Raw genomic sequence first — 19,442 nt, 5'->3', positions numbered from 1 at the left:
TATAAACACTATTTTGAAGATTATATTTGCTAAATTTATTAATATATGCATTTAATTCTGATACTCTATTTAAAGGATCAACATTCACATATCTAACAATATTATTAACTGAATTATTTAATAATTCTTGAGAATTTGAATAACTAGTTGATTGCATATACTTAGATAATTGTGGATTTTTTTGAACTATATTATTCATTTCCCATAATTCTAAATAAGCATTAGCTTTACTTTTTTCATCAATAGCTAAATTTAATTTATTTCTATAAGTTCTTTCAATTTCACTAACTCTTGAAGCGACAATATTTTCTTCTTCAATACTTAATGCTTTCTTGTTATCTTTCAATTCGTTAGCTGTTGCTTGTAAAGCTTCAAGATATCTACCTTTTTCAAAATATTCTTTAGCACTTAAAGAACTACAAGATATTACGAAAAATATACTTGAAATTCCTAAAATTATTTTTTTTATTAATTTTTTCATTTCACACCTCTTAATCATTGTTATATATACTCTAATATACTCTTTTAAAATTCTTTTGTCAATGTAACTAATAGATTTTTAAGATTAACTATAGTTTAATAAAAGTAATATGATTATAGACTTTTAAAATAAATGAGAGTATAATAAATATAAATAGATAGAGGTGATAAAATGAAATTACAAAAAATTTTAGAAAACATTAATCAAAAAGGTATGGATGCTCTTATTATTTCAACCCCTACAAATATTCTATATTTAACAGGTTTTGAATGTAATCCTCACGAAAGACTACTTTTCTATATTTTAAAAAATGATGGTAGTCAATATATTCTTTGTCCAGCTCTTGAAGTTGAAAGTGCTAAGAATTCAACTAAAGATATTGAGATTCTTGGATATTTAGATACTGAAGATGGAATTAACAAACTTGCTAAATTAGTAGGAAATCTTAATACTGTGGGAATAGAAAAAGAACACATTACTGTTAGTCGTTATGAAAAGATAATTTATGAATTTAATATAAAAGAAATCATAGATTCTTCTCAAGTAGTTAAAGATTTTAGAAAGTATAAAAGTGATGAAGAAATAATATTTATGAGGGAAGCTGCAAGGCTTGCAGATCTTTGTATAGATATTGCTAAAAGAAATTTACGTGAAGGAATAACAGAGCTTGAACTTAAAAATATAATAGAAAATACCATATTTAATGAAGGTGTAGAAAAAATGTCATTTGATACAATAGTTTTATTTGGAGATAATGCATCAAACCCACATGGTGTAAGCGGACAAAGAAAACTAAAATTAAATGAATATGTATTACTAGATTTAGGATGTTATTATAAAAATTACGCTAGTGATATAACTCGTTGTTTAGAATTTGGTGAAGCAAAAGAGTTCGATAAATTTATTTACAACTTAGTCGTTAAGGCAAATACTGAAGCAATAAAACTAGTTAAACCCGGTGTAACTTTTGCAGAACTTGATAAAAAAGCTCGTGGTATAATAGAAGATGCAGGATACGGGCAATATTTCAATCATAGATTAGGCCATGGATTAGGTATAGATTGTCACGAATATCCTGATGTATCTCAAAAAACATTAGATAAATTAGAAAAAGGTATGACATTTACGATAGAACCAGGAATATATATACCTAATAAAGTTGGTATAAGAATAGAAGATGATATACTAGTAACAGAAAATGGATATGAAGTATTAACTAAATATAAAAAATAGCGGAAAAATCCGCTATTTTATATTACATTCCTCTTTTATCAATAATCTTTTTAGAAATCTCTGTAGGAACTTCTTCATATTTAACAAGTTTCATTTCAAAATATCCTCTTCCTTGCGTCATTGATTTTAAATCATTAGAATATTTAAATGTTTCAGACATTGGTGCTTCAGCTATTATTTCTTGTTTATCTTTAGAAACTGCATTCATACCTAATATTTTACCACGCTTTTTAGTTATATCTCCCATTATATCCCCAACATTATCTTCTGGAACAATAATTTTTAATTCCATTATAGGTTCAAGTAATACAGGATTTGCTTCAAGCATACCTTTTTTAAAAGCAAGATTAGCTGCTAATTTAAATGCCATTTCTGATGAATCAACATCATGATACGAACCATCATAAAGAACAGCTTTTATATTAGTAACTGGATATTTAGCCATTACTCCTTCTTTCATTGATTCAAGTAAACCTTTTTCTACAGCAGGTATATACCCTTTAGGTACTACTCCACCTACTATTTCTTCAGAAAAATCAAACTCTTTATCTGGAGAATAGCTAAATCTTATTTTAACATCACCATATTGACCATGACCACCAGATTGTTTTTTATGTTTTCCTTGAACATCAGAAGTTCCCTTTATAGTTTCTTTATAAGGAACTCTTAAATCTTCAATTAAAACTTCAACACCATATCTATCTTTTAATTTAGAAATTACACTATTTGCATGTATTTCCCCTTGAACTCCTAGTATAGTTTGTGAAGTTTCTATAACTCTTCTCCAATAAAGAGATGAATCTTCTTCACGAATTTTATGAAGAGCTGTTGAAATTTTATCTTCATCTGATTTATTTTTAGCTTGTATTGCTACCATCATTTGTTCTTTAGGGAAATTAATAAGTTCTAATTCTTCTTGTTTTTCATTTTTTGATATTGTGTCAGAATTTTGTAAACTATTTAATTTAGTTAATATAACTATATCACCCATAGTTGCTTTAGAAAGTTCTATCATTTCTCCATGAGATATAGTAAATATTTTACTTACTTTTTCATACTCTCTCTTATTTACATTATATATATCGCTATCATTTTTTATTTCTCCAGATAAAACCTTAATATATGAAATTTTACCAACAAATGGATCTATAACTGTTTTAAATACTTGACCTATAAATTCTGAAATATTTATATTTTTCTTATTATCTATAGGTGATGGTAGATAATCTCTAACCATTTCAAGCGTAGTATGTAAGCCTATATTTTTATATGTAGATCCACATATAACAGGGATAAGAGTACCCTCAAGGACTCCTTTTCTTAATCCTCTATGTATTTCTTCAGTTGTAAATTCAATACCATCAAAGAACTTATTCATAAGTTCTTCTTCAGTTTCTGCAACAGATTCTAGTAACATTTCTCTTACTTCTTGAACTTCTTCTAAATATTCTTCAGGCATTTTAACTGTATCGCATTCTTTTCCGTTATATCTTCTAGCAAATAAATCTACAACATTAATATGTCCTTTAAAATTTTCTCCATTTCCCCAAGGAATATGGAAAGGAGCTATTTTTTTACCATATTTATCTCTAAGTTGACCTAAAATTTTTGAGTAATTTGATTTTTCTGAATCAACTTTATTAATAAATATAAATTTAGGGATTTTTCTTTCTTCTGTAATCTCTAATGCTATTTCTGTCCCTACACTTAAATCAGCAGTAGAATCTATAACAACTATGGCACTCGCTATTGCTGATAATCCAGATTCTAATTCTCCATAAAAATCTGAATAACTAGGCATATCTAAAAAATTATACTTCATACCTTGATATTCTACAGAAGATAAAGTTGTAACATTAGATGACCTAACAACATCATTTGGAGAAGAAATTCTTGAAATCAATCCTACTGTATATTCAATAGATTCTAACATATTACTTTTTCCAGAACCACTTTGTCCTAATATTCCTACATTTCTTATATTACTACTAGAATAAATCTTCATAATAAATCACTCCTAAATATTCATATGCTTTTCACTACTAGTATAACTTGAAAACAAAAAAAAACAATGTATGTAAATACCTAATTTTATATTAAATAAAAATAGGTAGATTATTCTACCTATTCTATTAATTATCTTACTTCTCTTGCCGCATCAACTCTTACACCATATTTAAAATATTTTGACCAATAAGAATTATTTAAACTTGATAATACAACACCTTGTGATGACGATGCATTAATGAATAATGAGTTACCTATATATACTGCAACATGGTTAACTCTATTTTCTGGTGTGAAATATAAAAGATCGCCAGGTTTTAAATCAGATGTTGATATTTTTCTACCTTTTTTAACTTGATCTACACTTACTCTAGGTAATTCATAACCAAATACATCTCTAAATACTTCACGAGTAAGAGCTGAACAATCTATTCCACTCCGATTCGTACCTCCTAATCTATATCTCGTACCTGCCCATTTATCAAAAGCATTAAATAATTTATTTTTTAATATTATATTATCAAGATTACTATATACCCCTGACATTGACATAACTGATTCTTCAATTTCATTTATCTTACTATTAATATATGACTGATCATGTATATATTCTCCATCAAATATTATAGAATTTGCATCTTGCAAAACTAAATCTTTTTGTGATTTTGCTGCAGATTTTTTCAAATTAATGGCAAATGAGTTTGTTGATAAAAGTATCAGTGTAAATAACAAAGTTGCTTTTTTAAACATATCATTCTCCTTCTTTTGTATCAAAAACAATATTTATAGGTCCATCGTTTACAGATTCAACTAACATATGAGTTTGAAAAATTCCTCCATAACAATTTATCCCACTGTTATATAATTTATTCATAAAATTATCATACATTTCTTTTCCTAATTCTGCATTTGCAGAATTTGTAAAAGATGGTCTTCTCCCACGACTAATATCCCCATATAATGTAAAATTACTTATAACCAATAACTTAAAATTCTTATCAATAATAGATTTTTCAAAATTCTTTTCATTATATTCAAATATTCTTAATCCTAAAAGTTTTTTAATACAAAGATCTATATCTTTTTCTGTATCATCTTTATGTACACCTAGGTAAACTAAAAGTCCATCATCTATGCTATTAAAACTATTATCTTCAAATATTACTTTTGCACTTAGTACCTTTTGTATAATCATTTTCATATTAATGATACTCCTCTCATTATGAGTATACCACAAAATATACATATATGTAATAGACAGTTGTAAATATAATTTTTTAAAACGTTTGGTAAGTTAGTAAAAATAATAGTTTAAAAGGTATACTTTTTTTTCAATTTATAGTAAAATATAGTTAGGTGGTTATATGAATATTGAAGAAATTACTAAAAAAATAATAGAAGATGATAATAATCTAAAATATACAAAAAATGGTATAAACCCCATTTTTACAGCATATAAAGAAAGTAAAATATTAATAATAGGACAAGCCCCTGGATTAAAAACACAAGAACAAGGTGTTCCCTTTAAAGACAAAAGTGGTGAAAGATTAAGAGAATGGTTGGGAGTTGATAGTGATTTTTTCTATAATTCTAAACTAATATCTGTATTACCATTAGATTTTTACTACCCAGGAAAAGGTAAAAGTGGAGATTTACCTCCTCGCTTAGAATGTGCAGACAAATGGCATAAATTATTAATATCTAATATGCCTAATATTGAACTTATAATACTAATAGGATTTTATGCACAAAAATATTACTTAGGAAATAAAGTTAAAAAAAATCTAACTGAAACAGTTAAAAATTATAAAATTTATTTACCTAAATATATACCTTTAGTTCATCCATCGCCTTTAAATTTTAGATGGTTTAATAGAAATCCTTGGTTTGAAGAAAATATCTCTTTTTTAAAACAAAGGGTTAAAGAAATTATAGGAGGAAATAAATGATACATTTTATACAAGGCCTTTCTTCTAAAACTATATATCTAGAAGCACTATTAAATAAATTAAATATAGATAATATTTCAAGATTTGACGAAACAAATTCTGAGTTTTTTTTAAACGAAATAAATTCCGGATCACTTTTTTCAGAACCTAAAATTGTATTATTAAAAAATGCAGAAAAAATAAAAGATTTACATCAAATACTCGAAAAACTTGAAAATCATGAAAATACAAACGAAGAGATTATAATAGTATATAACAGTATTAAAGAAAATAAAAAAATCAATGATTTGACAAAAAAATTTAATAACCATTTTATTTTTGATACTAAAATAAATAAAAAAAACTTTTTAGAATATATTGCTAAAAAATTAAAAATAAAAGATAATGAAGCAAATCAATTACTTGACTTATTAGAAGAAGATTACTATTTAATTACAAATGAATTAGATAAAATCAATAACTTTTTAAATGGAAAACCGTATTCTTTAGATAATATTAAGCCCATTTTATCTAAAACTTCCAAATTTATAATTTTTGAATTAACTAATGATATATTAAATAATAGAAAAATCAATTTTCCTATAAAAGAACACATGGGTATACTTAGTTCTCTTGTAAATGATTTTGATTTAATATATAAATTACATGTTTCAAAAATAAAAGATAATAATTACAATAATTTTAAAGAAATTATTAAAAATTTAGATATATTTAATTCCTATTCACCTTATTATGTTTTTAAAAAACAAGAATTTTTAAATAAATTTACTAAAAAAGAATGTCTTGATTTTTTAAAACTTGCTTTTAAAACTGAATTAATGATTAAAACAGGAGAAATAGATTTTGAAGTTGGAGTTGAAAATTTTATAATGAATATATGCAAAAAGCACTAGTAAAGAATATATCTCTACTAGTGCTTTTCTAATTTCTAAACTCTTCTAAACCTTTTTTCTTTTTAATATTTTTTAATTTATTTATAGCCTTTACTTCTATTTGACGTATTCTTTCTCTAGTTACTTCAAATATTTTTCCTACTTCTTCTAATGTTTTTGGTGCTCCATCATCAAGACCATATCTTAGTCTTAACACTTGTTCTTCTCTTTCGTTTAATTCTTTCTTTAAAACTTCATCAAGCTTTTCTTTAAGTACAGATCTTACAGTAGCTTCATGTGGATTTAAGAATTTATCATCTTCAACAAAATCCCCAAGTTCACTATCATCTTCACTCCCAACAGGAGTTTCAAGAGATATTGGATCTTGATTCATTTCTAATATATTTTTAACTTTTTCAACTGGCATTTCTACAGTTTTAGCTAAATAATCTGCTGTAGGTTCTTTCCCTGTTTCTTGCAAATGTATTCTTGAAGCTTTTTTTATCTTATTTATTGTTTCTATCATATGTACCGGTATTCTTATAGTTCTACCTTGATCTGCTATAGCACGTGTTATAGCCTGTCTTATCCACCAAGTAGCATAAGTTGAAAACTTAAATCCTTTATTAGATTCAAATTTTTCTACTGCTTTCATAAGACCTATATTTCCTTCTTGAATTAAATCTAATAATTTAAGACCACGATTAGTATGTTTCTTAGCTATACTAACAACTAATCTTAAATTGGCTTCCATTAATTCTTGTTTTGCTCTTTCATCTCCCTCACTAATTCTCTTAGCAAGTTCTAACTCTCTTTCATTAGTAAGTAAAGGAATTTGACCTATTTCTCTTAAATACATTTTTATAGGTTCGTCAACATCAGTTGAATCTCCAACATGTATAAAATCTTCCTTTAGTAATTCTTCTACTTCTTCTTCATTTATATCTAATTTTTCAACTATATCAACTGTTTTAGTTTTTTTAGCCATTTTCTTCGTTTTATCTGAAATTTTATTAACTATTTCTATACCCATTTCAGATAATTTGAAAAAAGTCATATCAATTTTATCTTGTGACATACCCTTCATAAGTTTATTAACTTCTTCACGGCTTACAATTTTTTCTTCTTTTGCTTTTTTTATTAAATTGGCTAAGCTTTCTTTTATATTCTCATTGTTTACTGCCATCGTACACTCTCCTTAATTCAATTATATCTTTATGAATAATCTCTAAGTCCATTATTGAATCTGTTACATTTAATTTATTTGTTAATAAACTTACTTTGTATAATGCCATCATTTTTTCCATATCTTTCAACAAATTTACTTCTTCCTTTATTTCTTCTAAATATAGTTTCAACCAACTTTGTAACAATCTAAAATAACTATCTTCATCAACATTTTCTATCTTATTAAAAACTAAATCTGATAAAACTTGATACTCATCTTCGGAAAGATATAAATTATCATATATATTATTTGTATTATAACTTATACTTTTTAATTTTCTATTTAATTCATTATATATTTCATTTTCAAAGTTAAACGTTGAAATCATACTAACATATCTTTCAAATTTTGAATCACTTGAAATAAGAAATTCTAAAGTAACTTTTTCTAACATATCTCTTTTATTATTTTTATTATTTATTACAAATTTATTATTAATTTTATTTTTATTAACTTCTTTTTTAACTTTACCAAGAATATCACTGTATTCTTTTATTAAATCATCATAATCTATTTTTAGAATTTTTGATAATTTAAATATTTCATCTTTTAAAATTATTCTATTATTAATATCTTTAAAATATGTTCTAAATCTATTTATTATTTCTAATTTAGAATTAATTTCATCTAAATTTAAACCTAAACTATATACGTTAAATACATATTGAAAAGAATCTACAGAAACATTAAGTAAAGAAATAAAATCTTTCTTATTATTACTTTTAAAATATTCATCTGGATCCTTAAAACCATCAGGTAAATTAAGACATCTTATTAAAAACCCATTTTTATTTAATATACCTATAGCTCTAATCGTAGCAAGTCTCCCTGCATCATCGTTATCATAAAGTATCAATATACTATTTACATATTTTTTTAAAAGTTTTGCTTGACCATCTGTAAATGCAGTACCAAGTGAAGCTACTGTATTTTTAAACCCATTTAAATGAGAACTCAAAACATCTAAATATCCTTCAGTTAATATTGCATACTTTGTTTGTTTTAATGCCATTCCTCCATCAAATATACCATATAACTCATTACTTTTATTAAATATCTTACTTTCACTAGAATTTATATACTTAGGAGAATCTCCATCTCCTATATATCTTCCACCTAAAGCTATTATTTGATTTTTAGTATTAAATATAGGAAAAATAATACGATTTCTAAAATTATCATAATATCTTTTTGTATTTAAACTATCCTGAGAAATTAGCCCAATAGATTGAATTACCTTTTCATCATACTTAATTTTTAATTCATCATATAGTTCATTCCAACTATCTGGTGCATATCCTATAGAATATTCTTTTAAATCCTTGATATTATATCCTCTATTAATCATATATTCTTGAGCTACTTTACTTTCTTTAAATTTATTAGAAAAAAATTCAACTGCATCATTTAATATCTTATGTTCTAAAGAATATTTATCCCTAATATAATTCCTAGATATATTGATATTATATCTCTTAGCTAATTCTCTCATAGCATCCATTCTAGATATTTTTTTCATAATAGAGTAAAATTGTATTACGTCTCCACCTATACCACTACTAAAATCTTTAAAAATTTTTTTGTTTGGATTTACTTTAAATGATGGAGTATTTTCATTTTTAAAAGGTGAAAATCCAACATATGAATTTCCATCTTTACTTAAACTAACAAATTCTTCCACTACTTCTACAATATCAACTCCATCTATAACCTTGTTGAAGTCGGAAATATATTTAAATTCGTTCACACATCCTCCACCATTATAAGTATAATATGTAAATTAAAAAAGTCAATATTAATTAATCATTTTCTACTATCTTTACTTTACCTTCTAAAATTTCTTCAAAAACATTATCTAAAATCTTGTATTTTTCTACACCTTCAACAAATTCTTTTCTAGCTGCTCTACCAGCTAAAATAGCTAATTCATATTTATTAGGTATTACTTTTAATAATTCATCAACTGATATTCTATCTTTTTTCATACTTTCCCCTTACTTATTAATAATTTCTATTAATTCTTCACAAGATTTTTCTATCTCATAATTAATAATACAATAATCATAATATCTTTCATATTCTAATTCTTGTTTTGCATTTTCCAGTCTCTTAAGTATTACTTCATCACTATCAGTATTTCTACTTCTTAGTCTTTCTTCCAAAATATCAAGACTTGGTGCTTTAAAGAAAACTAAAACAGAATCATTTCTTTTAGATTTTGCAATAGCTCCACCTTGAACATCTATTTCAAGTATTACATTTCTACCTTCATCTAAATTCTTTTCAATTTCTGAATTTAATGTTCCATAATAATTACCGTGAACATTAGCATATTCAAAAAATTCATTATTATCTATTTTTGTTTCAAATTCTTCTTTAGTTATAAAATAATAATCTTTAGCTTCTATTTCACCTTTACGTTTTTCTCTTGTAGTTGCCGAAATTGCCAAAGGTATATTTAATCTATCACGAACTATTTTAGTTATTGTAGATTTACCACTTCCTGATGGACCTGAAACAATAAAAAGTTTACCTCTCATTAATTCTCCTTATTTAAGGGGGAAATATATCCCCCTTTTATTATTCCTTTATTATATCTGATATTTCTTCTTCTACTTCACCTAAGTCTATATTTAAATCTTTATAATTCTTAAATCCTGTTCCTCCTGGTATTTTCTTACCTATAGTTACATTTTCTTTTAATCCTTCTAATTTATCAACTTTACCTTCAACAGCAGCATTTGCTAATACCTTTGTTGTTTCTTGGAATGAAGCTGCTGATATGAAACTTTCAGTATTTACAGCAGCTTTTGTTATACCTTGAATTACAGATACAAATTCAGCTTCTTTTTTACCTTTATTTCTTAATCTTGCATTTTCAATTTCTATAGTTTTTCTATCTATTAATTCATCTTCTAAGAATAATGAATCACCAGAATTTTCAATTTTAACTTTTTGGAACATTTGTTTAACTATTATTTCAATATGCTTATCATTAACTGAAACTCCTTGGCTTCTATATACCCCTTGTACAGATTCTAGTATAAATTGTTGTGCATCAACTACACCTTTAATCTTTAATATATCGTGTGGAGATATAGGCCCTTCTGTTAATTTATCTCCTGCTTTAACTATCATTTCATTTGAAACTATTAAATGTTCTCCAGCAGGTATAGCATATTCTGCTAATTCATGTTCAGGATTATCTACATCCATAATACTAACTATTCTCATACCTTTTTTCATCTTGTCAGAGAATGTAATTCTTCCTGATTTTTCAGCAAGTATTGCCTTACCTTTTAAGTTTCTAGCTTCAAATAATTCTTGAACCCTTGTAAGACCTCCTGTTATATCCTTATTACCTCCTCCAGTTTTTGGAAGTTTAGCAATTATATCTCCAGGATTAATAGTATCTCCTTCTTTAAACATTAAATATGACCCATATGTTATATCATATTCTTTAACTTTCTTACCTTTATTATCAAATACTATCATTCTTGGTTTAACTTGAGTACTTTCAATAGGTTTAATAGCTAATCTTTCTGTAACTCCATATTTAACATCTATATTTTCTTTAATATATATATCTCTAAATTCTATACGACCAGCTGTTGTAGAAATTACTGGAGTTTGATAAGGGTCAAATTCAAGTATTACTTGACCTCTTTTAACTTTTTCTCCATCTTTTACTTTTAAGATAGATCCTGAAGGAACTTCATAACGATATTTACCTAGTATAGCCTTACCTGAAGTTGAAACAACAACTTCTTGACCTTTTACTTTAGTTTTTTTACCATTTATGATTTCTTCAGTATCAGGATATTTGAATAATTCTACATTTTCAAATATTATCTTACCTGATTCATCTGCTCTATATTCTGATTGTTCATCAGCCTTTGTTGCAACCCCTCCTGTATGGAAAGTACGCATTGTAAGTTGTGTACCAGGTTCTCCTATTGATTGAGCTGCTATAACTCCTACTGCTTCTCCTAAAAGAACTTCTTTATGGTTAGATAAATCCATACCATAACATTTTTTACATACACCCTTATCAAGTTTACAAGTTAAAGGACTACGCATTTTAACCATAGTAATATTTTCTTCTTTTATTTTCTTATTTAATTCTTTTGTAATTAAAGTATTAGCAGGAGCTATTAATTCTCCGTTAGAATTATATAAATCATTAGCTAAATATCTACCATATATTCTTTCTTCAAGTTTTTCTATAACTTTACCTTCATATATTAGATCTCCAACTTCTATACCTTCTCCATGACATCCACAATCTTCTTTATTAATTATTAATTCATGTGAAATATCAACAAGTCTTCTTGTTAAATATCCTGAATCGGCAGTTCTCAAGGCTGTATCGGCAAGTCCTTTTCTCGCTCCATGAGATGACATAAAGTAATCTAAAACTGTTAGACCTTCTCTAAAGTTAGCCTTAATAGGTATTTCTATAATTTCTCCTTTAGTATTTGCCATCATCCCACGCATTCCACCTAGTTGACGCATTTGTGATATGTTACCTCTGGCTCCAGAGTTTGCCATCATATAAACCGGATTAAATTGATCAAGATTATCCATCATAGCATTTGTTACATCATCTGTAGCTTTTGACCAAACTTTAACTATTTTTCTATATCTTTCTTCATTTATTATTTCTCCAGCTTTATAAGCACTTTCTATTTCTGCAACTTCACGATCTGCTTCTTCTAATATAGATTTTTTGCTTTCTGGTATTTCTAAATCTTCTATTCCAACACTTATTCCTGCTGTTGTACCGTAGTGATATCCAAATTCTTTAATTTTATCTATCAATTCACATGTTTTTTCAAAACCATAATTATCATAAAGTTGAGCTATTAATTTAGCAAGTTCTCCTTTACCATAAGTTACAGTATAGTCTCTTATTTCTTCAGGCAACATTAGATTAAACATTATTCTACCTGCTGTTGTCGCTATAATTTGACCATTTACTCTTACTGTAATTGGTGCATGAGTACCAACTTTCTTACTTTGATAAGCTGTTATTAATTGATCCATACTAGAGAATTGCATTCCTTCTCCAAATTCACCAGGTTTTTCTTTTGTCATATAGTAACATCCCATAACCATATCTTGAGATGGTACAGCTATAGGTTTACCACTTGATGGTGCTATAATGTTATTAGTTGCAAGCATTAGTAATTTTGCTTCTGCTTGAGCTTCTGGTGATAATACTAAGTGAACTGCCATTTGGTCACCATCAAAATCGGCGTTGAAAGCTGAACATACAAGAGGATGAAGTCTAATAGCTTTTCCTTCTATTAATGTAGGTTCAAATGCTTGTATTGACAATCTATGTAAAGTTGGGGCACGGTTTAAAAGAACTGGGTGATTTTTAATAATTTCTTCTATCAATTCCCAAACTGCTTCGTTTTCTTCTTCAACCATTTTTTTAGCTGTTTTAATATTACTTGAAAGTCCTCTTTTAACTAATTCTCTCATTAAAAATGGTTTATATAACTCAAGTGCCATCTTTTTAGGTAATCCACACTGATTAATTTTTAAATTAGGTCCTACAACAATAACAGATCTTCCTGAATAATCCACACGTTTACCAAGAAGATTTTGTCTAAATCTTCCTTGCTTACCTTTAAGCATATTTGATAAAGACTTTAATTCTCTATTTGTTTGAGTAAGAACTGGTTTTCCACGTCTTCCATTATCTATTAAAGCATCTACTGCTTCTTGTAACATACGTTTTTCATTTCTTATCATTATTTCTGGTGCATGAGATTCCATCAATTTCTCAAGTCTAATATTTCTATTAATAACTCTTCTATATAAATCATTTAAATCAGATGTAGCAAATCTTCCTCCATCTAATTGTACTAATGGTCTTAAATCAGCTGGCATTACTGGAAGTATAGTTAATACTAACCATTCTGGTTTATTCCCAGAAGTAATGAAATCTCTAACTATTTTTAATCTTTTTACTGATTTTTTTCTTTTTTGAGTTGAATTTTCATTTTCAATCTCATTTTCTAATTCTTTTTCTAATACTTTAAGATCTAATTCTTTCAATAATTCAAGTATACCTTCAGCACCCATTTTTGCAGAAAAAGTTCCAACATTACCATTTTCTATTGCGTTTCTATATTGTTGCTCTTTAATTATTGAATATTTAGTGTATTCTGTATTTCCACCATCTATTACTATATATCTTGAAAAATATAAAACAGATTCTAAATCTTTAGTACTTATACCTAAAAGTAAACTCATCTTATTTGGTGTACCTTTAGAGTACCATATATGTGCTATAGGTGTTGCAAGTTTAATATGACCCATTCTTTCTCTTCTAACTTTAGAAGTTGTTATCATTACCTTACATTTTTCACATACTGTTCCTTTATCTTTCATCTTCTTATGTTTACCACAAGTGCATTCATAATCTTTAGTTGGTCCAAATATTTTCTCGCAAAATAGTCCATCTGCTTCTGGTTTCAATGTTCTATAATTTATTGTTTCTGACTTTGTAACCTCACCAAATGACCATTCTAATATTTTCTCTGGTGATGCAAGTTTTATTTGAATACTATCAAAATCTCTTATACTCATAAAATATGAGCCTCCTTATATTTTATTCTTAACCTTCAAAGTTATTGTCTAGTGCTATTTTTGCACCCTCTTTATCATATAGATTTACATCTAATCCTAAAGATTGGAATTCCTTAACTAAAACTTTAAATGATTCAGGTGCATCTGCCTCAGGCATTGCTTGACCTTTAATTATAGATTCATAAGTCTTAGTTCTTCCATTAATATCATCTGATTTAACAGTTAACATTTCTTGTAATATATTTGATGCTCCATAAGCTTCAAGAGCCCAAACTTCCATTTCTCCTAATCTTTGTCCACCAAATTGCGCCTTACCTCCTAATGGTTGTTGTGTAACTAAAGAATAAGGTCCAATAGCTCTAGCATGCATTTTATCCTCTACTAAGTGGTGAAGTTTTAGCATATACATTCTTCCTACAGTTACAGGATTATCAAAATATTCTCCCGTTCTTCCATCAATCAATTTAACTTTACCAGTTCTTGGATATCCAGCTTCTTCTAAATAATTTTTAACATCTTCTTCACTCGCACCATCAAATACTGGTGTAGCTATATATTTATCCATATCACCTATAGCAAGTCCTAAGTGAACTTCTAGTACTTGTCCTATATTCATACGTGATGGAACCCCTAATGGGTTTAAACAAATATCTATTGGTGTACCATCTTCTAAATGTGGCATATCTTCAACAGGTAGAACACGAGATACGACTCCTTTATTTCCGTGTCTTCCTGACATCTTATCTCCTACCATTATTTTTCTCTTTTCAGCTACATATATACGTACTACCTTATTTACTCCTGCTTTCAATTCATCTTTATTTTCTTTAGAAAGAACTAAAACACTTACTACTGTTCCTTTAACACCATGTGGTAATCTTAACGAAGTATCTCTAACATCTTTAGCTTTTTCTCCAAAAATAGCTCTTAACAATCTTTCTTCTGCAGGTGGTTCAGTTTCACCTTTAGGTGTTACTTTACCTACTAATATATCATCTGGTTCTACATAAGCCCCAACACGAATTATACCATTTTCATCTAAGTTTCTTAAAGCTTCATCTGAAACATTAGGTATTTCTCTTGTTATTTCTTCTTCACCTAGTTTAGTCGTTCTTGCTTCTATATCAAACTCTTCTATGTGAAGTGATGTAAATACATCATCTTTTCTCAATCTTTCAGAAATTAATATTGCATCCTCGAAGTTATATCCTTCCCAAGGCATAAATGCTAATAATATATTTTTACCTAAAGCTAAATCTCCACCTGCTGTTGATGGTCCATCAGCTAATATATCACCTTTTTTAACTTTTTCGCCTAAATCTATGATTGGTTTTTGATGTAAACACATAGATTGGTTAGATTTTTCGAAATTTAATAGTCTATGTAAATATTCATTACCTTTATCATCTGTTACTATAACTTTGTTTGCATCCACATAAGTTACTATACCATCAGATTTTGATACAAGTACTGCTCCTGAATCAACAGCAACTTTTCTTTCAAGACCTGTTCCTACATAAGGTGCTTCTGTTTTAAGTAAAGGAACTGCTTGTCTTTGCATGTTTGAACCCATAAGTGCACGGTTTGCATCATCGTGTTCTAAGAAAGGTATAAGACCTGCTGAAACTGAAACTATTTGTTTAGGAGAAACATCCATTAAATCAACTTGTTCTTTTTTAACATGAACTATTTCATCACCATAACGACAAGTTACTTCATCATCTAATAATCTACCATTTTCATCAACTCTTGTGTCTGCTTGTGCTATGAATAACCCTTCTTCTTCATCTGCACCTACATAATTAATATCATCAAAATTTGCTATTCCATTTTTTACTTTAACAAATGGTGTTTCAATAAACCCATATTTATTAACCTTACCATAAGTTGAAAGAGATGCTATTAATCCTATATTTGGTCCTTCTGGACTTTCTATAGGACAAACTCTTCCATAATGTGAATTATGTACGTCACGCACTTCAAATCCAGCTCTATCTCTTGATAATCCTCCAGGTCCTAGGGCTGATATTCTTCTTTTGTGCGTTAATTCTGCAAGTGGATTAGATTGATCCATAAATTGTGATAATTGTCCACTTCCAAAGAATTCTAATATTAAAGCATTTAATGGTTTAGTATTTAATAAACTTTGAGGTGTTAATGTTTCAATATTTTGAGTTTGCATTTTCTCTCTAACCATTTTAGACATTTTTGCAACTCCACCTTTTATTTGTATAGATAATAACTCTCCAACACCTCTTACACGTCTATTTGAAAGATTATCTATATCATCTGTAGTTCCTCCACCATTGTAAAGAACTTTTATATAGTTTATAGTTTCTATTACATCTCTCTTAGTTAATGTAATTTCTTCATCATTTACTTCTCCATTTATCTTTAATCTCTTATTTATTTTATATCTACCAACTGGGGCAAAATCATATCTTTGAGAATTAAAGAACATTGGAATTATTAGATTATATGCACTTTCAACAGTTACTATATCTCCAGGTTTTAATTTTTTAAATACTTCAACTACTGCTTCATCAGAATTTGTAGTTTCATCATCTTTTATAGATTTAGCTATCATTCTATCTTCAGGTTTTACTTCCCATATTTTAACAACTTCTATTCCTTTAGCTAATAACTCATCTACTACTATTTCATCTATATATGTTTCTGCTTCTAAAATTAATTCTCCAGTTTCCTCATTTATTACATCTTCATTAATGAATGAACCTTCTATTTCTGTTCTTATAACTCCTTTAGCTTCTTCTATATCGCTATACTTATCTAATATTGATTTAATATTAAAATCTTTTATACTAAAGAATTCATCCATAATTTGAGCATTATTTTCAAAGAATTTAACAGCTTTTAAAAATACTGAAACTAAAACTTTTTTCTTTCTGTCTATTTTTACATTTAGAACATCATTCTTATCTGTCTCAAATTCAAGCCAAGTTCCTTTATATGGTATTATCTTACCTATATACATATCCTTACCAGTTTGTATATTTAACTCTTTATTAAAAGTTATACCTGGTGATCTATGTAATTGAGAAACAACAACTCTTTCTGCTCCGTTTATTATAAACGTAGCCTTATCTGTCATCAATGGTATATCTCCAAAATGAACTAAAGTTTCTTTTATTTCTCCTGTTTTATTATTAGTCAATCTTAATTTTACTTTCAATTGACCTGAATATGTTTTACCTCTTTTTTTACATTCTAATTCATCATTTAAAGGAACATCGTTATCATGAATTTCATATCCTAAATATTCTAATTTTAAAATTCCATTACTTGATTCTATTGGAAATACTTCTCTAAAAATTGACTCAAGCCCTTTATCTTCTCTTGAAAAAGATTCTCTTTTAACTTGTAAGAAGTCTTCATATGAATCTAATTGGAATTCTAAAAAATTAGGCATATGCCCTCTATCTTTTATTTTACCAAAACTATATCTATTTATTAGTTTGTTATTCATTTATCCTCCTGTGAAAATATATACATTGATATACTAAGAATTGTTATCATTATGATATTTTAAATTTAAAAACTACAATTTTGTAGTGAATTGAAATGATTTGATAATAATGTGGAAAAGACATCTCACCTAAGTGGATGTCTATTCCATTGTATTATTGATAAATTATTATTTTAATTCTACGCTAGCTCCAGCTGCTTCTAATTTACCTTTGATTTCTTCAGCTTCTTCTTTTGAAGCTCCTTCTTTAACTGCTCCACCGTTATCAACTAAGTCTTTAGCTTCTTTTAATCCTAATCCAGTGATTGCTCTTACTTCTTTAATAACTGCTATTTTATTTCCACCTGCTGCAGTTAATACTACATCAAATGAAGATTTTTCTTCAGCAGCTTCTGCTGCTACTCCTGCACCTGCTACTGCAACTGGTTGTGCTGATACTCCAAAAGTTTCTTCTATTGCTTCTACAACTTCTTTTAATTCTAATACTGTCATTGCTTTTAAATCTTCTATAAATTGTTCTTTATTGAATGCCATTTTATTTCCTCCTATATTTTCTTTTAATTATTAAGCTTCTTTTTGTTCTGCTACATTAGTTAATGCTACTGCTAACATTCTTACACCTGATAATAATCCGTAAGCTGTCATTCCTAACATTTCTGTTCTTGATGGTAACTTAGCCAATGCTTCTACCATAGCTTTATCAGCTATTTTCCCATCTATTATTCCACCTTTAATCTTTAATTTTTCTCCTTTAAATTGTTGTGAGAAATCATAGATTAATTTTGATGGTGCAACTCCATCTTCTTTTCCTAATACGAATGAAGTTGTTCCTTCAGTTAATTCTTTAGTTTCAGCTTCTATCCCTACATTTTTTAATGCTATTTGGAATAATCTGTTTTTTGCTACAAAATATTCAACATCAGCTTTTCTAGCTTCATTTCTTAATTCTGTATCTTCATTAACTGTAATACCTTTATAATCAACAAATACTACTGCTTTTGCATTACGTAGTTTTTCTGTCAATGCTTCAACTGCTTCTAAATTTGCCTTTGATGCCATCTTTGTCACCTCCTTAAAATTTAAAAAACCAGTATTACTACTGGACGAGGTTAAGTATATTTATAACATACTCGAATATACCTCGGTAGGATTTACTTTACACCTACTGTCTTTAGCTATTCAAATGAATATCATTTAAAATGGTGCACAAGGTGGGACTCGAACCCACATGTCGGAGACGCTAGATCCTAAGTCTAGTGCGTATACCAATTTCGCCACTCATGCATATTATATGGGGTGACCGACGGGACTTGAACCCGCGACAACCAGATCCACAAACTGGCGCTCTACCAACTGAACTACGGTCACCATAAAAAAAATGGAGCGGGAAACGAGGTTCGAACTCGCGACATTCAGCTTGGAAGGCTGACACTCTACCAACTGAGTTATTCCCGCATGGTCGGTGTAACAGGATTTGAACCTGTGACCCCTTGCTCCCAAGGCAAGTGCGCTACCGAGCTGCGCTATACACCGTTATCTCTTTTGGACAATAAATATATTATCATATTTTATTCTTTATGTC

The 19,442-nt window shown here is 27.9% G+C and carries 15 protein-coding genes and 4 tRNA genes; 3 read left to right on the top strand and 16 right to left on the bottom strand.

Annotated elements, in window-relative coordinates; genetic code table 11:
• Nucleotides 1-481 (bottom strand): hypothetical protein (locus ACWYO2_RS00535; protein ID WP_455514544.1); only part of this gene is annotated, 481 nt, incomplete at its 3' end.
• 171 nt (nt 482-652) lie between these two features.
• On the opposite strand from ACWYO2_RS00535, the gene ACWYO2_RS00530 reads away from it, so the two are divergent.
• On the top strand, nt 653-1,714 hold the full coding sequence (locus ACWYO2_RS00530) for a M24 family metallopeptidase (RefSeq protein ID WP_455514543.1): 1,062 nt from the start codon (nt 653-655) through the stop codon (nt 1,712-1,714).
• Between the two features lie 22 nt (nt 1,715-1,736).
• Here the strand turns inward: ACWYO2_RS00530 and ACWYO2_RS00525 are convergent, their stop codons facing one another.
• From ACWYO2_RS00525 to dtd, 3 genes are all read right to left on the bottom strand, one after another.
• Entirely contained in the window at nt 1,737-3,719 is a 1,983-nt protein-coding gene (locus ACWYO2_RS00525) for an elongation factor G (RefSeq protein WP_455514542.1), read from the bottom strand.
• A 131-nt stretch (nt 3,720-3,850) separates the two neighbouring features.
• Nucleotides 3,851-4,471, bottom strand: a complete 621-nt coding sequence (locus tag ACWYO2_RS00520; protein ID WP_455514541.1) for a C40 family peptidase — start codon at nt 4,469-4,471, stop codon at nt 3,851-3,853.
• 1 nt (nt 4,472) lies between these two features.
• A complete protein-coding gene (gene dtd / locus ACWYO2_RS00515; RefSeq protein ID WP_455514540.1) occupies nt 4,473-4,922 on the bottom strand; it encodes a D-aminoacyl-tRNA deacylase in 450 nt (149 codons plus the stop codon).
• A gap of 163 nt (nt 4,923-5,085) precedes the next feature.
• On the opposite strand from dtd, the gene ACWYO2_RS00510 reads away from it, so the two are divergent.
• Together ACWYO2_RS00510 and holA are read left to right on the top strand one after the other, a co-directional pair.
• Nucleotides 5,086-5,670: a uracil-DNA glycosylase family protein gene (locus tag ACWYO2_RS00510; RefSeq protein ID WP_455514539.1), complete on the top strand. Its 585-nt coding sequence runs from the start codon at nt 5,086-5,088 to the stop codon at nt 5,668-5,670.
• Nucleotides 5,667-6,563: a DNA polymerase III subunit delta gene (gene holA / locus ACWYO2_RS00505; protein WP_455514538.1), complete on the top strand. Its 897-nt coding sequence runs from the start codon at nt 5,667-5,669 to the stop codon at nt 6,561-6,563. Before ACWYO2_RS00510 ends, holA begins: the two co-directional genes overlap by 4 nt.
• Before the next feature lie 28 nt (nt 6,564-6,591).
• Here holA and rpoD read toward each other — a convergent pair whose 3' ends face one another.
• The 12 genes from rpoD to ACWYO2_RS00445 form a co-directional block, all read right to left on the bottom strand.
• Nucleotides 6,592-7,728: an RNA polymerase sigma factor RpoD gene (gene rpoD / locus ACWYO2_RS00500; RefSeq protein WP_455514537.1), complete on the bottom strand. Its 1,137-nt coding sequence runs from the start codon at nt 7,726-7,728 to the stop codon at nt 6,592-6,594.
• Nucleotides 7,712-9,517 (bottom strand): DNA primase, encoded by a 1,806-nt coding sequence (dnaG, locus tag ACWYO2_RS00495; protein WP_455514536.1) that lies wholly within the window; start codon nt 9,515-9,517, stop codon nt 7,712-7,714. The genes rpoD and dnaG overlap by 17 nt, the downstream gene beginning before the upstream one ends.
• Nucleotides 9,518-9,569: 52 nt before the next feature.
• Complete coding sequence (gene rpoZ / locus ACWYO2_RS00490; RefSeq protein ID WP_455514535.1) at nt 9,570-9,755, bottom strand: DNA-directed RNA polymerase subunit omega; 186 nt, start codon at nt 9,753-9,755, stop codon at nt 9,570-9,572.
• Nucleotides 9,756-9,764: 9 nt separating this feature from the next.
• Nucleotides 9,765-10,310 carry a guanylate kinase gene (gene gmk / locus ACWYO2_RS00485; RefSeq protein WP_455514534.1) on the bottom strand — a complete coding sequence of 182 codons (546 nt, stop codon included), beginning with the start codon at nt 10,308-10,310 and terminating at the stop codon, nt 9,765-9,767.
• Nucleotides 10,311-10,350: 40 nt separating this feature from the next.
• Nucleotides 10,351-14,373, bottom strand: coding sequence for a DNA-directed RNA polymerase subunit beta' (gene rpoC / locus ACWYO2_RS00480; protein WP_455514533.1), 4,023 nt, complete (start codon nt 14,371-14,373; stop codon nt 10,351-10,353).
• Nucleotides 14,374-14,401: 28 nt separating this feature from the next.
• A complete protein-coding gene (gene rpoB / locus ACWYO2_RS00475) occupies nt 14,402-17,860 on the bottom strand; it encodes a DNA-directed RNA polymerase subunit beta (protein WP_455514532.1) in 3,459 nt (1,152 codons plus the stop codon).
• Between the two features lie 168 nt (nt 17,861-18,028).
• A complete protein-coding gene (gene rplL / locus ACWYO2_RS00470) occupies nt 18,029-18,394 on the bottom strand; it encodes a 50S ribosomal protein L7/L12 (protein ID WP_455514531.1) in 366 nt (121 codons plus the stop codon).
• Between the two features lie 30 nt (nt 18,395-18,424).
• Complete coding sequence (rplJ, locus tag ACWYO2_RS00465; protein WP_455514530.1) at nt 18,425-18,919, bottom strand: 50S ribosomal protein L10; 495 nt, start codon at nt 18,917-18,919, stop codon at nt 18,425-18,427.
• 141 nt (nt 18,920-19,060) lie between these two features.
• Nucleotides 19,061-19,144, bottom strand: a tRNA-Leu gene (locus ACWYO2_RS00460).
• Between the two features lie 8 nt (nt 19,145-19,152).
• Nucleotides 19,153-19,228 (bottom strand) — tRNA-His (locus tag ACWYO2_RS00455).
• Nucleotides 19,229-19,239: 11 nt separating this feature from the next.
• A tRNA-Gly gene (locus ACWYO2_RS00450) sits at nt 19,240-19,315 on the bottom strand.
• Nucleotide 19,316: 1 nt separating this feature from the next.
• A tRNA-Pro gene (locus ACWYO2_RS00445) sits at nt 19,317-19,393 on the bottom strand.
• Nucleotides 19,394-19,442: the final 49 nt, after the last annotated feature.

The sequence above is a fragment of the Pseudostreptobacillus sp. genome, assembly GCF_977040545.1.
The sequence above is the reverse complement of the archived record's forward strand: the minus strand, read 5'-3'. Positions and strand labels throughout refer to the sequence as shown.

Bases quoted from the DNA above. Each gene is read 5' to 3' on its own strand.
- ACWYO2_RS00530 (WP_455514543.1), top strand. From the start codon at position 653: ATGAAATTACAAAAAATTTTAGAAAACATTAATCAAAAAGGTATGGAT.
- ACWYO2_RS00525 (WP_455514542.1), bottom strand. From the start codon at position 3,719: ATGAAGATTTATTCTAGTAGTAATATAAGAAATGTAGGAATATTAGGA.
- ACWYO2_RS00520 (WP_455514541.1), bottom strand. From the start codon at position 4,471: ATGTTTAAAAAAGCAACTTTGTTATTTACACTGATACTTTTATCAACA.
- dtd (WP_455514540.1), bottom strand. From the start codon at position 4,922: ATGAAAATGATTATACAAAAGGTACTAAGTGCAAAAGTAATATTTGAA.
- ACWYO2_RS00510 (WP_455514539.1), top strand. From the start codon at position 5,086: ATGAATATTGAAGAAATTACTAAAAAAATAATAGAAGATGATAATAAT.
- holA (WP_455514538.1), top strand. From the start codon at position 5,667: ATGATACATTTTATACAAGGCCTTTCTTCTAAAACTATATATCTAGAA.
- rpoD (WP_455514537.1), bottom strand. From the start codon at position 7,728: ATGGCAGTAAACAATGAGAATATAAAAGAAAGCTTAGCCAATTTAATA.
- rpoZ (WP_455514535.1), bottom strand. From the start codon at position 9,755: ATGAAAAAAGATAGAATATCAGTTGATGAATTATTAAAAGTAATACCT.
- gmk (WP_455514534.1), bottom strand. From the start codon at position 10,310: ATGAGAGGTAAACTTTTTATTGTTTCAGGTCCATCAGGAAGTGGTAAA.
- rpoC (WP_455514533.1), bottom strand. From the start codon at position 14,373: ATGAGTATAAGAGATTTTGATAGTATTCAAATAAAACTTGCATCACCA.
- rpoB (WP_455514532.1), bottom strand. From the start codon at position 17,860: ATGAATAACAAACTAATAAATAGATATAGTTTTGGTAAAATAAAAGAT.
- rplL (WP_455514531.1), bottom strand. From the start codon at position 18,394: ATGGCATTCAATAAAGAACAATTTATAGAAGATTTAAAAGCAATGACA.
- rplJ (WP_455514530.1), bottom strand. From the start codon at position 18,919: ATGGCATCAAAGGCAAATTTAGAAGCAGTTGAAGCATTGACAGAAAAA.